Source organism: Paenibacillus sp. S-38, from assembly GCF_049942825.1.
GTDB lineage: Bacteria > Bacillota > Bacilli > Paenibacillales > NBRC-103111 > Paenibacillus_G.
This window is the reverse complement of sequence record NZ_CP187970.1, coordinates 5,625,767-5,638,724: the sequence shown is the minus strand read 5'-3', so window position 1 is coordinate 5,638,724 and position 12,958 is coordinate 5,625,767. Positions and strand designations below refer to the sequence as shown.

General features: G+C 60.5%; 10 protein-coding genes and 1 other annotated feature. Of the genes, 7 read left to right on the top strand and 3 right to left on the bottom strand.

Translation table 11 applies throughout. The annotated features are described in order from the left end of the window. Positions 1–455: 455 nt before the first annotated feature. On the top strand, positions 456–848 hold the full coding sequence (locus ACP26L_RS24770; protein WP_426447285.1) for an Asp23/Gls24 family envelope stress response protein: 393 nt from the start codon (positions 456–458) through the stop codon (positions 846–848). A gap of 87 nt (positions 849–935) precedes the next feature. Here the strand turns inward: ACP26L_RS24770 and ftsW are convergent, their stop codons facing one another. Together ftsW and ACP26L_RS24760 are read right to left on the bottom strand one after the other, a co-directional pair. Further along, complete coding sequence (ftsW, locus tag ACP26L_RS24765) at positions 936–2,123, bottom strand: putative lipid II flippase FtsW (RefSeq protein ID WP_426447284.1); 1,188 nt, start codon at positions 2,121–2,123, stop codon at positions 936–938. 13 nt (positions 2,124–2,136) lie between these two features. Continuing rightward, positions 2,137–2,484 (bottom strand): YugN family protein, encoded by a 348-nt coding sequence (locus ACP26L_RS24760; protein WP_426447282.1) that lies wholly within the window; start codon positions 2,482–2,484, stop codon positions 2,137–2,139. A 238-nt stretch (positions 2,485–2,722) separates the two neighbouring features. On the opposite strand from ACP26L_RS24760, the gene ACP26L_RS24755 reads away from it, so the two are divergent. The 4 genes from ACP26L_RS24755 (at position 2,723) to ACP26L_RS24740 (ending at position 8,150) form a co-directional block, all read left to right on the top strand. Further along, on the top strand, positions 2,723–3,910 hold the full coding sequence (locus tag ACP26L_RS24755; protein ID WP_426447281.1) for an amidohydrolase: 1,188 nt from the start codon (positions 2,723–2,725) through the stop codon (positions 3,908–3,910). A 144-nt stretch (positions 3,911–4,054) separates the two neighbouring features. Then, positions 4,055–4,480: a CBS domain-containing protein gene (locus ACP26L_RS24750; RefSeq protein ID WP_426447279.1), complete on the top strand. Its 426-nt coding sequence runs from the start codon at positions 4,055–4,057 to the stop codon at positions 4,478–4,480. A 191-nt stretch (positions 4,481–4,671) separates the two neighbouring features. Then, positions 4,672–5,838, top strand: coding sequence for a Gfo/Idh/MocA family protein (locus ACP26L_RS24745; RefSeq protein ID WP_426447277.1), 1,167 nt, complete (start codon positions 4,672–4,674; stop codon positions 5,836–5,838). 102 nt (positions 5,839–5,940) lie between these two features. Further along, positions 5,941–6,183: a binding site (T-box leader), on the top strand. Positions 6,184–6,248: 65 nt separating this feature from the next. After that, positions 6,249–8,150 carry an arginine--tRNA ligase gene (locus ACP26L_RS24740; RefSeq protein WP_426447275.1) on the top strand — a complete coding sequence of 634 codons (1,902 nt, stop codon included), beginning with the start codon at positions 6,249–6,251 and terminating at the stop codon, positions 8,148–8,150. A gap of 137 nt (positions 8,151–8,287) precedes the next feature. Here ACP26L_RS24740 and ACP26L_RS24735 read toward each other — a convergent pair whose 3' ends face one another. Continuing rightward, a complete protein-coding gene (locus tag ACP26L_RS24735; protein WP_426447273.1) occupies positions 8,288–8,866 on the bottom strand; it encodes a thermonuclease family protein in 579 nt (192 codons plus the stop codon). A 292-nt stretch (positions 8,867–9,158) separates the two neighbouring features. Between ACP26L_RS24735 and ACP26L_RS24730 the strand changes: the two genes are divergently transcribed. Together ACP26L_RS24730 and ACP26L_RS24725 are read left to right on the top strand one after the other, a co-directional pair. Further along, positions 9,159–10,850, top strand: coding sequence for a DNA repair helicase XPB (locus ACP26L_RS24730; RefSeq protein ID WP_426447272.1), 1,692 nt, complete (start codon positions 9,159–9,161; stop codon positions 10,848–10,850). Beyond that, positions 10,847–12,877: a helicase-associated domain-containing protein gene (locus ACP26L_RS24725; protein ID WP_426447270.1), complete on the top strand. Its 2,031-nt coding sequence runs from the start codon at positions 10,847–10,849 to the stop codon at positions 12,875–12,877. The genes ACP26L_RS24730 and ACP26L_RS24725 overlap by 4 nt, the downstream gene beginning before the upstream one ends. Positions 12,878–12,958: the final 81 nt, after the last annotated feature.

The following is a 12,958-nucleotide window of genomic DNA, read 5'->3' as shown; positions in this document are numbered from 1 at the left end:
GGCCTATGAAAATGCCGTTTGCAGAGCCGCTGACTCGTGATGTCGTTTGGCATTGGGTAGGTTGGTGGCTTGGAATGGAATACATTCAATTTTACCCCAAAACCAAGATTTAAAAGCATCGCTGCGGAAGAAGCGTTCCCAGGATGCCCGCATATACCTCAGGACCTGCAAGACCCGATAACGGATATTACTAGATATATCCGTAGGTGTCAATCTATTTTGACCCGCTGTCCGAGGGTCCTGTTCCCAGGGAAGTGGGCCTCATTCCTTCGTCTGATAATCCATGCTCTGCCTTGCTTGGAACCGGTCCCCGGCATCGACCGCAAACAGGGTGCCGTCTCGTGAAGGCAAGCCTCACAGGCTGCGGTTATCCGCTTCGGTCCGGCTGCAGCGACATTTGCTTTCAGCAACTCATCTTATTACAATAGAGCTATAACCTTGAAGGAGTGATCCTCTTGAGCGAAGAATTACAATCGGGCCTGATCCGCATTTCGGATGATGTCGTGGCGACCATTGCAGGATTGGCGGCACTGGAGACGCCGGGGATTGCCGCCATGTCGGGCGGGATCTCGGAGGGACTGGCCAAACGCCTGAGCGGCAAGAACGCGCAGCGCGGCGTGTCGGTGGAAGTCGGCCAGGTCGAAGCGGCGATTGATCTGCGGGTGATCGTATCGTACGGCAGCAAGATTCAAGAGGTATGCCGGGACCTTCAGGAGAACGTTCGGGAAGCGGTAGAGAACATGACGGGCCTGTCGGTGGTGGAAGTGAACGTGAAGGTGGAAGGTGTGGCCTTCCGTGACGAGGAAGCGCCGGCTGCGGCGGAGGACCCGCTGCACCGGGTGAAGTAAGCAGCAGAGATGCATATACATAAAAAAGAGAGCCGGACGGGCTCTCTTTTTTTGCAGGGCGAAAAGCTTGTACCGCTCCTGCGGCGATCAGCTGCCCCGGGTGAAATACCCCGCGGCACTGCGGTGGGTGACACTCGTGGATTTGCGTACTTCCTGGTCCGGCTTGTTGTACTCCCGCGAGATACTGAGCAGCATGCCGATGCCGATCAATGTAGTGAGCATGGAAGTGCCCCCGTAGCTGATCAGCGGCAGGGTCACCCCGGTCATCGGAATGGTATTCGTTACGCCGCCAAGATTGATAAACGCCTGGACGCCCATCATGCAGACGATGCCTACGCCGACCAGTGTGCCAAAGGGATCCTGGCAGCGCAGGGCCACGACCAGACCGCGCAGCAGAAAAGCGAGGTAGACCAGCAGGAAAAGCGTAGCCCCGATGAAGCCGAGTTCCTCGCCGATAATGGCGAAGATAAAGTCGTTATGCGCTTCGGGCAGGTAATGAAGCTTCTGGATGCTCTGGCCGAAGCCGGCTCCAGTCCACCCGCCGTGGCCGAAGGCGTAAAGGGAATGCACCAGATGATAGCCGGCGCCCTGCTTGTCTGAGAAAGGATTAAGATAGGCGGTAAGCCGCCCGAGCTTGTAGTTCCCCGGGTCTGCCGTGAGCACATAAAAGGAAACCACCATGGCCCCGAACAGCAGTCCAGCTCCGCCGAGGTACAGGATGTGCCTCATGTTCGCCCCCCCGACGATAATCATCAGGGCGGAGGCGAAGAGAATGATCATGGTGGACCCAAAGTCCGGCTGCATCATAATCAGCATGCAGATGAAGCCGATGACAAGCAGAGGAGGAACGAGTCCCCGCTTGAATTCCTGGAACTTCTCACCCTTCTTGGTGATGATGGATGCCAGATAGATGATCACGGCCAGCTTGGCGAATTCCGTAGGCTGAAGGGTAAACCCGCCCGCAATCCGGATCCAGCTCCGCGCCCCTTTCTCGGCACCCGCCCCGATCAGGGGGACCAAGAGGAGGAGAATGACGACGACCACGAAGAAGGGCAGCAGCCACTTCTTGAACTTGCGGTAGTCGACATTCATGCAGAAGAACATGGCGGCCGTTCCGAGACCGACGGCCAGACCCTGGCGGATGACGAGATACCAGGGGTCGTCCTTACGGAAGGCCATGCCTGCGCTGAATACAAAAGCCAGACCGAAGCAGACCAAGGAGAACGTCAAGAACAGCAGGAAAAAGTCGGGCGTTCCTCGTCGCTGTGGGGTCATAAGCGGTCCCCGGTTACGAAGTCAGCTTCGTCTTCAGCTGGGCCAGCTTGCTCGTCGCATCTTTCATGATATAATCCGGAATTTTGGCCTGGTAGTTCACGCCGTGCGGGAACGTGCCTTGTCCGATGTACACGTCTTCAATGTACAGAATGGCGTGCGGGGATTCGAGCTTGCCGGTTTCCACGCGCGTGTTGATGCGGAGGAAGTAGTCATTCTGGGAATCTCTATCTTTGAGCTGAAGGTCATAAGTCGCGCGGTAGTATTCCCACTGCCACCGTACGAAGCCCAGCTGCTCCATGGATTGGTCGAGGTGAGCCAGATCGCTCTTCAGTCCTTTTAATCCGCTGTTTTCAATGATCACAGGTAAACCCTCCTAATATATGTATACACAGCATTCCATAGCTTCCCAAAACCCTTTATTCATGATAGTATGTTTCCCTTCGCAGTGCAAGCCTAATGCAGACGGGCCGAACCCGGCCCTCTGGCAAAGTTTGAAATTCCTGTGTCCGGGCAGGGTGAAACGCGGATGAGGATTTGTTAAAATAACTTTAATCAGCAAAGTATCCTACACGGAAGCGTTGGAGCGGAGGGCCATAGCCATGCAATCAATGGAACAAACACTTTTGTCGGCAGTGCCGGAGATGATCGAATGGCGGCGCCATCTGCACCGCAATCCCGAGCTCTCGTACCAGGAATCGGCCACGGCCGCATTCGTGGCGGAAAAGCTGCGGAGCTGGGGATTGGAAGTGAGGGAGAATGTCGGTGGGGGGCATGGAGTGATCGGCATTCTGCAGGGAGCCCCGGATGGACCGACCGTTGCACTCCGGGCCGATATGGACGCGCTGCCGATCCAGGACGAGAAGACGGCGGAATATGCTTCGCAGGTGCCGGGCGTGATGCACGCGTGCGGGCACGATGCCCATACGGCGACCCTGCTCACAGTGGCCCGGACGATGAGCCGGCACCGGAACCAGGTGGGAGGCCGGGTCGTATTCTTGTTCCAGCCGGCGGAGGAGACTACGCCGGGCGGGGCGCTCGGGATGATAGAAGCCGGAGCGCTGGCGGGAGTGGATGTCGTGTACGGCATTCACTTGTGGACGCCGCTGGAGGTGGGCGCCGTCTCTTCCAGACCCGGGCCGTTCATGGCCGCGGCGGATGAGTTCACCCTTACCGTCGCCGGCCGCGGCGGGCACGGCGGGCTGCCCCACGAGACGGTGGACAGCGTCTATGTCGCTTCCCAGCTGGTCGTGAACCTGCAGTCGATCGTCTCCCGCAGCACGGACCCGACCCAGCCCTGTGTGGTCAGCGTTGGTTCGTTCCACAGCGGAACCTCCTTCAATGTCATCGCCGAATCGGCCGTGCTCAAGGGCACGGTAAGAACCTTCGACAGCCGGATCCGCCTTGAGGTGAAGGAGCGCTTCGAGCAGCTGGTCCGCCAGACCTGCGCCATGTACGGGGCGGAGGCGAAGATCGATTACCGGCTCGGCTATCCTCCGGTGGTGAACGATGCCGGTGAAGCCAGCCGGTTCGAACGGGCGGCGGCCGGTGTGTTCGGCAGCGAGCAGGCGCGTCTTTCCCCGCTGATTATGGCGGGTGAGGATTTTGCCTACTATCTGGAGCAGATTCCCGGCTGTTTCATGTTCGTGGGCGCGGGTAATAAGGAGCGGGGCATTGTCCATCCGCATCATCACCCGCGGTTCGATATCGACGAGCAGGCGATGGTGAATGCGGCCAAGCTGTTTTTGGCGGTAACGGAGGATTATATGAAAGAACACCGCGGCGAGTAGCCTTTCCCGTTATGTAGCAGCCGGGAGGCGCATGGGGAGAGTATGCGGGGGAGAAGCTATTCCTGCAGAAGCTCGGGGGACGATGCAACCCCATTACTCTGTGCAGCCGCAGGCTGCCATCTTCTTTTGGGAGGGAATACAGCCATGAGCAAAACGCTTCGTGAAATCATGACCACCGATTGTGCGGTAGTGACCCTGAAGGACAATATCTTCGAGGCGGCAGTCAAGATGAAGCAGGAAGATACAGGCTTCATTCCTGTAGTCGACGGGCGTAAGCTGATCGGCGTGCTGACCGACCGCGACCTGGTCGTCCGGGGCTATGCCGAGAAGCATTCCGGCTCCACAGCCATCTCGGAAGTGATGAGCGGGCGCGTCGTTTCCGTAGGACCGGAGACCACGGTGGATGAGGCGGCCAAAGTGATGGCCAAAGAACAGATCCGCCGTCTGCCGGTCGTAGAGAACGGCGAGCTTATCGGAATCGTATCGATCGGTGACCTGGCTGTCCGTGACAAATTCGAGGATGAGGCCGGACAGGCGCTCAGCCAAATTTCGGAGAAAACGCACTCCTAATTTTTTTAATGTGCATAATTGTGATGATGACGCCCTTCCGAGCCTTTCGGGAGGGTATTGTTTTTTGTAAAAAGATGGAACTTTTCCTTGCCGCGGCTAACCCACAGGGTATAATAAGAGAAGAACGTCGGACGGAGGGATATTAGCCCGGGCCGTCAGGTGCATAAAAGCAGGGGAGGCGGGCGAAGCGCATGGAATCGGTACGCATCGGAATTGTGGGCATCGGCAATATGGGCAGAGGCCATGCAGGCTATTTGCTTCAGGGAGAAGTCCATGGGGCGGAGCTGACGGCGGTGGCGGATATCGACCCGTACCGTCTGGCTTGGGCGAAGGAGCAGTACGGAGACCGGGTGAAGCTGTTCTCCGGGCTGGATGAATTCTTCGCGTCGAAGAGCTTCGATGCGGTGCTGATCTGCACGCCGCATTATGATCATCCGCCTATCGCTTCACGCGCATTCGGCGATGGATACCATGTGCTCGTAGAGAAGCCGGCAGGCGTGTATACGAAGCAGGTCCGGGAGATGAACGAAGCCGCGGCACGGTCAGGCAAAGCCTTCGGCATCATGTATAACCAGCGGACGAATCCCCTGTACCGGAAGCTCCGTGATCTCGTCACTTCGGGGGAGCTGGGCGAGATCCGGCGCACGAACTGGATTATCACGACCTGGTACCGCTCCCAGAGCTATTATGATTCTGGCGGCTGGCGTGCCACCTGGGGCGGGGAAGGCGGTGGCGTCCTGCTCAACCAGGATCCCCACCAGCTCGACCTCTGGCAGTGGACGGTGGATATGATGCCGAAGCGCGTACGGGCGTTCTGCCATTTCGGCAAGTACCGCAGCATCGAAGTGGAGGATGATGTCACCGCTTACGTCGAATATGAGAATGGGGCGACGGGGCTGTTTGTCACCACGACAGGGGAAGCGCCGGGCACGAACCGATATGAGGTGACCGGAGACCGCGGCAAGATCGTCATCGAAGACGGCAAGCTGACCTTCTGGCGGCTGCGGGTGCCGGAGCCAGAGTTCAACCGCGACTTTCGCGGCGGCTTCGGCCAGCCGGAGTGCTGGAGGTGGGAGGTGCCGGTGGAATCGTCGGAAGGGACGCAGCATAAGGGCATCACGCAGAATTTCACGGATCATATCCTCCGCGGCACGCCGCTTTTGGCACCCGGCGAAGAAGGCATTCTGGGCCTGACGCTGTCCAATGCGATGTACCTGTCCGCATGGACGGACAACTGGGTCGACCTGCCGATCGATGAGGAGCTGTTCTATACGAAACTGCAGGAGAAGATCGCTTCCTCGACCTACAAGAAGGTGACCCGGACGATTGATGATATGGATGTCAGCGGGACACATTAGCCAGGAGGGAACACTTTCGTGATTCCGGGCCGGGCTGTACCCTTGAAAATTAGGACTTGAATACCCATGACCCCTTGGGATATACTGTTTAAAATTCATAAGCAATCGTCTGTGATGGGAAAAGTAACCGCCGATGAAACGTTCAAGCGAGCCGGGAGGGTGGGAGCCGGTACGGGAGCGGCAGGTGAAACGGATCCCGGAGACGGTCTGCCGAGCAGGGAAGATTCCCGGTGTAGGCGGATCCGGCAGAAGCCGTTATCCGGTTCGAGCGGTTAAGGCGCGTTCCAAGCGCCGTTAACAACAAGAGTGGTACCGCGAGTGTGTGTCACAGCCCTCGTCTCTTTGGTGAGACGGGGGCTTTTTGTATTGGGATCCAGGACACAGCCATTATCCAGAAGGAGGGAACAGGCATGGTCAAAGGAAGGCTGGCGAAGGCCGTAAGTGAATGTGTAGAGGATATGCTGGAGGAGGTGAAGGGACTGCGCCGCCGGGATCCGGCCGAGATCCGGATCGAGCCTCCCTCTCTGCTGGAGCATGGCGATTACTCTACGAACGCCGCCATGGTGCTCGCGAAGGAGCTGCGGATCCCGCCGATGCGCTTGGCCGAGCAGCTCCGGGACCGGCTCGAGCAGAACGGGCTCGCAGACGGGCTGATCCGGCAGGTGGAGGCGGTGCCTCCCGGGTTTATCAACTTCCGGCTGAATTGGCGGAGATGGGCCGAGGAGGAAGAGCGGCCCGCTGCTGCGGATCCGTCGAAGCAGGAGAAAATCATCGTGGAGCACACATCGATCAACCCGAACAAATCCGCACATATCGGCCATCTGCGCAACGCCGTCATCGGGGATACCCTCGTGCGGCTGCTGCGGAGAACCGGGTATGAAGTCGAGGTGCACAACTATATTGACGATCTCGGCAACCAGCTCGCCGATACGGTCGTCGGGCTGCTCCATACCGGACTGAAGGGGGATCATCCCAGATTCGGGGACTACTGCTGGGACGCTTATGCCTGGATCAACAAGGAATATGCCGCGCGGCCGGGACTTGAGGAGGAACGCACGAAGGTGCTGCATGCGCTCGAAGAAGGGCAGTCCGCTCTCTCTTGGCTCGGTCTTTTGACCGCAGAGAAGATCGTACGGGAGCAGCTGCAGGAGATGAAGCTGTTCGGCATCGGCTATGACCTGCTTGTGTGGGAGAGCAGCATCGTCAGGCGGGGCTTCTGGAAGGCGGCGTTTGAACGGCTTCAGGAGACGACCGCTTTCCGGAAAGTGGCGGAGGGGGCTCAGGCCGGCTGCTGGGTGCTTCAGCCGGCGGATGAGCCGGACGCGGACCGGAACGGGGAGGCTGCCGATGCCGGCTACCAGGCAGCCAAGGTGCTCGTGCGTTCGAACGGCATTCTGACCTACACGGCCAAAGACATTGCATATCACCTGTGGAAGTTCGGGCTGCTTCCGGAGAACTTCAGGTATACGGCATTCGACGGAGAGGTCAGCACTACGCATGGGACGGGGGAGGGAACAGGAGCCTTCGGCAGAGCCTCCCGGGTGATTAACGTGATCGATTCCCGTCAAGCGTACCCCCAGGCCGTGGTAAAGCAGTCGCTCGAAGCCTTGGGCTATAAGGAGCAGGCGGACCGGCTGCATCACGTGAGCTATGGCGTCGTCTCCTTGAGTCCGGCCGCGGCACGGGAGCTAGGGGTGGACACGTCGGATGAGAAGGCCTCGTATGCGATGAGCGGCAGACAGGGCGTCGGCATCCGGGCCGCGGAGCTGCTGCAGACTATGCAGCAGGTGATCGAGCAGGAGCGCGGAGAACGGGAGGGTCTGCCCGGCAGGCTCATTGCGGCGGCGGCCATCCGCTACTACCTGCTCCGCTTTCATCTCGCCACCGAGGTGGTGTTTGATTTGAAGCAGGCAACGGAGCTGACCGGGAACACAGGGGTCTACGTGCTCTATGCGTATGCGAGGGCGGCAACGCTGCTGGCGAAAGCGGAGGCTGAGGCGCAGCACATGCCGGCCGGCGTTCTGCCAAGCGGCTTCCCGGAGGAGCCCGAGCCTGCGGAGCACGCGCTGCTCAGGCAGCTCAGCCTCTGGGAGGATACGCTGCAGACGGCGGCCGGAGAGCTGGCTCCACACCAAATCTGCACTTACGCCTATGAGCTAGGAGCCCGGTTCAATACCTTCTACAGCGCGCTGCCGATCCGGAGCGCCGGCGAAGAGCAGCGGCAGTTCAGGCTGTGGCTTACCGCCCGCTTCAAGAAGACGATGGGCGAGGCGCTCGAGGTGCTCGGACTGCCGGCTCCGGAGCGGTTGTAAACGGCGGTCAAGAGGGCTGTAGTCCGGAGAATATGGAAATGAAAGAAGCAAAGGAGGGGCAGGCGGCCTCTCCTTTGCTTCTTTTCATTTTACGCCTTATTTCCTTGTGAGCATGATCTCTGTGAGCATGATCTCTCTCACTTCTTTTTCGCTGCGCTCTCCGGGTCGCCCCACAGGCCGCGCTTCGCCTCGCGCGCTTCCTTCTCCGCCTTGCGGAAGAGGTCCTGGAACATGACGTTCGGCTGGATCGTCATTGTGTTCGCATAGCCTTCACGCATGAGCGTTTCGTTGAACATGACGCTCTCCCCCCGGATGAAGACATAGCGGAGCAGACGACCGTACTTGTCCTTGTCCCCTGTGTCTGCGAAGAGATAGACGCTTTGGCCGGTGAGCTTCCCCTTGGTGAAGGCGCTCGCCTGCTTGCCGTACGGCTGGATGGGGCTGCCGGGCTTCACCGTTTCAGGCGTGTTGACGCCGATCAGCCGGACCTTTTCGCCCGCCGCGGTCTCGAACGTATCGCCGTCGACTACCCGCTTCACCTCCGTCAGTGTCACCGGCCGGCCTTTGAGGTCGGGGTAAGCCTTGTATATCGCGGCTTCGGCCCCGTCCTTCGCCGGCTTCGCAGAGCAGGCGGCCAGCAGGAGCATGAAGGCGCAGAGCAGGAGAATCCGGCTCCGGAAACGCTGCTTGTTAGGAACAAAGGATGGGTTAGACATGATGACCGATCAATCCTCCAAAGATTCGAGTAGTGCTTGCCCGCGCAAGGTACATGCAGGAATCTCCATTGTATCGCCGTCGACCTCGGGCTGCAATGCTCCGTTTTCCCACCGCCGGAGGCCGGCTATGTTTAAACTGGGCGGGGAACCCTCATACTAACAGTATCTGTCAAGAAAAACGGATCCGCCGTCCTTTACGGACGATGGGCGTTTAGTAAGAAGTATTAGATTGCAGAATCGAGCCCAGGTGAGATAGGTATGCTTCTATTTGAAAAAGTTGGGAGGGAGCCTGATGCAGTTTCACAAGGACCGGCCTCTGGTTATCCAGAACGACTTCTGCATTCTCCTGGAAACGCGCCATCCCTCGTTCGAGGAAGTGCGCGCGGGCCTGTCGCGTTTCGCGGATCTCGTCAAATCGCCCGAGAACATCCATACCTACCGGATGACATCCCTGTCGCTGTGGAATGCCGCCGCGGCGGGCATTACGGTCGGGGAGATCCTCTCGTTTCTCGAGATGTGGTCGAAGTTCGGCATTCCTTCCGCCGTGAAGAGCGACATCCGCCGCTTCGTGGAGCGGTACGGACTTGTCCGGATGGAGCGCACGGGAGAGGACCTGCTGCTGATCTCGGACGATCTCTCGGTCATCAAGGAGATGGTGATGTACAAATCGCTGCGTTCCTACGGCTTATGCCAGGTGGATGAGCGGACGCTCCGTTTCTCTCCGCAGTATCGGGGACTGCTTAAACAGGAGCTCATCAAGCTGGGCTTTCCGGTGGACGACCAGGCCGGATATTCGCGGGGGGAAGAGCTGCCGATCCGCCTGCGCGACGGGGGAGAGGAGAGTCCCTTCTCCTTGAGAGCCTACCAGCGGGCCGCCGTCGATTCCTTCTACCGGGAAGGCGGCACGCTCGGGGGGAGCGGGGTGCTTGTGCTGCCCTGCGGCGCGGGCAAGACCGTCATCGGGATCGCGGCCATGGGCAAGCTGAACTGCGCCACGCTCATCCTTACCTCGAACAGCACCTCCGTGCGGCAGTGGAAGCGCGAGATTCTCGACAAGACGGACGTGACGGAGGACATGGTGGGGGAATACACCGGCACCCAGAAGGAAGTGCGGCCGATTACCATCGCCACCTATCAAATTCTGACCTACCGCAAGTCGAAAGACGAGCCTTTTGCTCATATGGACCTCTTCAACAAAAGGGATTGGGGCCTGATCGTGTACGACGAGGTGCACCTGCTTCCGGCCCCGGTATTCCGTGTCACCGCGGACATCCAGGCTACGCGCCGCCTCGGCCTGACGGCTACGCTCATCAGGGAGGACGGCATGGAACAGGACGTCTTCTCGCTGGTCGGTCCCAAGCGCTATGAGATGCCCTGGAAGGATCTGGAGTCGCAGGGGTGGATTGCCTCAGTCGAATGCGTCGAGCTGCGCGTGCCGATGCCGGAGCGGGAGATGGAAGCGTACCGCAGCTCCTCTCCGCGGGAGCAGATGCGGGCGGCCAGCATGAATCCAGCTAAGCTGGATGTCGTCTGCAGGCTCATCGAGCAGCATAAGGGGGAGCAGATTCTGATTATCGGACAGTACCTTGAGCAGCTGCACGACCTCGGCAGCCGCACCGGGATTCCTGTGATTACCGGGTCCATGCCGAACGAGAAGCGCGAGGAGCTCTATAACGCCTTCCGCAAAAGCGCCATCCAGGAGCTCATCGTGTCCAAGGTGGCCAATTTTGCGGTGGACCTGCCGGATGCGACCGTGGCCATCCAGGTGTCGGGGAGCTATGGCTCCCGCCAGGAGGAGGCCCAGCGTCTCGGCCGCATTCTGCGTCCGAAGGCCGGGAACAATAAAGCTTTCTTTTATACGGTGATCAGCGAAGATACGAGAGAACAGGAATTCGCCCTGAACCGGCAGCTGTTCCTGATTGAGCAGGGCTACCGGTACCGGATGGAGGAAGGCAAATCTGCGAAGGAGGAGGCGGCTCCATGAAGTATGCGGAACTTGCGGCAAGGATGCCGCGGGAGCTCAGAAACCGGATGGAGCGGGAGACCGTCTACGCCCCCTGGCTGGGCCGCGGCATGACGCTGGAGGAGCTATGGACGGACAAAGCCGTCATGGAGACCGTGTACAACCGGCTCGGCGCGTGCGAGCGGGAAGTGCTTCAGGCCGTCGTCCGCCGGGCGGCATGTGAGCCGTTCGACGCCCATGCGCTGGAGAGAGCCCTTCCGGGCCATCTCTCCGGAGCAGAGGCCCGTGCGGGGCTTGCCGGCCTGCTGCGCAGGGGCATCGTGTTCGCGTTCCGCAAGACCTGGGGCGAGCATACGTATGTGCTGCCCGCGGACGGCTTCGCCATGTGGCAGGATCTGCTGTTCCCTGGCCTAGAGGATGCGCTGCCGGCGGACTCGTTCCCGGATGCCGACGGGCTGGGGGGAAGCGGGGTAGGGCTCAGCGGCGAGCTCTTCGGCGTGCTGGTTGCCGCCGCACAGACGGGGCTCAAGCTCACCAAGCACGGGACGCTGCACAAGAAGCAGATGGCGAAGCTTGCGGAGAGCATCCGCCTCGATCCGGCCCGGCTGTCGGGCGCCGGCCTGAAGTACGCTTACGGCGACACCTACCCCCTCGAGCTCGCCGTCCTGCTTGACCTGGCGATGCGGCTCGGGGTACTGGTCCCCGGGGACGAAGAGCTGTTCCTGCAGCCGGAGGGACTGCAGCGCTGGCTGGCGCTCTCTGCGGCAGAGCAGGACCGCGTGCTGTACGGCCTATGGCAGCGGCTGGGACCACCCGTCGGCGCACCGCTCCAGCATGCCGTCCGGCTGCTCGAGAAGATCCCGGCGGGCGTCTGGTTCCCGGCGGAAGCGGCCATCTCGGCCCTACATCACCAAGGGCTGACCGGCACGGAAGCTCCGGCTGAGCTGGCGGCGGGCCTGCGCGGCCAGTGGATCGCTCCTCTGACGGCGTTCGGCTGGCTGGAGGAGGGCAGGGACCCGTCCGGTCTGACGGTTTACCGCTGGACGGCTCATCCATGGAACGGCGGTGGCGATGCGGAGGCTTCCCCCGGCGGTGAAGATGGCCGATTTATGGTACAGCCCGACTTCGACATCCTGGTACCGCCGGATGTCTCCCAGGCGGTGCGCTGGGAGCTCGCCTGCCTGGCCGACCTGGCTTCCGCGGATCACGTCAGCTTGTACAAGCTCAGCCGGACATCGGTGCGCCGGGCGCTCGAGCAGGGGCGGACGGCCGATGAGATCTGCTCGTTCCTGCAGGAGCATGCGATGTACGGCCTCCCCGAGAATGTGGAGCATACGCTGCAGCAGTGGGCGAAGCCCTTCGGCAGGACCCGCTTCGTTCAGGCGATGCTGCTGCGCTGTGCCGAAGAAGAGACGGCGGAAGCGGTGGCGAAGCTTCCGGGGGCGGAGCGGTATTTGCTCGAGCAGGCGGGAGCCCGGGATTTCATTGTCGAGGCGGGAGAGCTCAAGCACTTCTCGGCCCTGCTGGAGAAGGCAGGTTTCATGGCCGGACTGCCCCAGGGCAGCGGGGATGAGGAAGATAAGCGGTATCCGAAGCTGGAGGCGGCGGCTCCGGCTTCCGTCCGCGGAGCTTTGCTCCCGGGGGAGGCCGCTGCCGGAGACAAGGGTCTGATCTATTCGCGGAGCTCGGTGGCCTGCTACCAGATGGAAGGCAGTGTGCCGGAGACGGCGGACTTGTATCCGAAGCTCGGGGAGATTCCGGCCGGCTGGCTCCGGGATTACCGGAGCTACCACAGCTCAACCCGCAGGGAAATGGTGGAGAAAGCGATCGAGCTCCGAACCGCCCTTCAACTGAGGCTGGGGGGCGCGGATATGAAGCTCGTGCCGCGCAAGCTGCAGGAAACCCGCGGCACGTGGAGCGTGACGGGCTTCGGCGCCGGACCGGGAGAATCCCCCGGAGCGGGCCGGGAGGGCGAAGAGATCCGGCTGCTTGAAGGGCAGTGGCAGGAGATGAAGCTGATTCTCCCGGGGGTCAATGATAAATTTTAGCGTGAGGCAGGCGTGCGGTGAATATGGTATAATGATCTTGTCCCCGTGAGGAGATAACAAGCGGGGGGAGAGGCAGGGATG

What these genes read in the sequence shown, in the direction of transcription:
- ACP26L_RS24755 (WP_426447281.1), top strand. Translation starts at nt 2,723, where the DNA reads ATGCAATCAATGGAACAAACACTTTTGTCGGCAGTGCCGGAGATGATC.
- ACP26L_RS24730 (WP_426447272.1), top strand. Translation starts at nt 9,159, where the DNA reads ATGCAGTTTCACAAGGACCGGCCTCTGGTTATCCAGAACGACTTCTGC.
- ACP26L_RS24725 (WP_426447270.1), top strand. Translation starts at nt 10,847, where the DNA reads ATGAAGTATGCGGAACTTGCGGCAAGGATGCCGCGGGAGCTCAGAAAC.
- ACP26L_RS24745 (WP_426447277.1), top strand. Translation starts at nt 4,672, where the DNA reads ATGGAATCGGTACGCATCGGAATTGTGGGCATCGGCAATATGGGCAGA.
- ACP26L_RS24740 (WP_426447275.1), top strand. Translation starts at nt 6,249, where the DNA reads ATGGTCAAAGGAAGGCTGGCGAAGGCCGTAAGTGAATGTGTAGAGGAT.
- ACP26L_RS24750 (WP_426447279.1), top strand. Translation starts at nt 4,055, where the DNA reads ATGAGCAAAACGCTTCGTGAAATCATGACCACCGATTGTGCGGTAGTG.
- ftsW (WP_426447284.1), bottom strand. Translation starts at nt 2,123, where the DNA reads ATGACCCCACAGCGACGAGGAACGCCCGACTTTTTCCTGCTGTTCTTG.
- ACP26L_RS24735 (WP_426447273.1), bottom strand. Translation starts at nt 8,866, where the DNA reads ATGTCTAACCCATCCTTTGTTCCTAACAAGCAGCGTTTCCGGAGCCGG.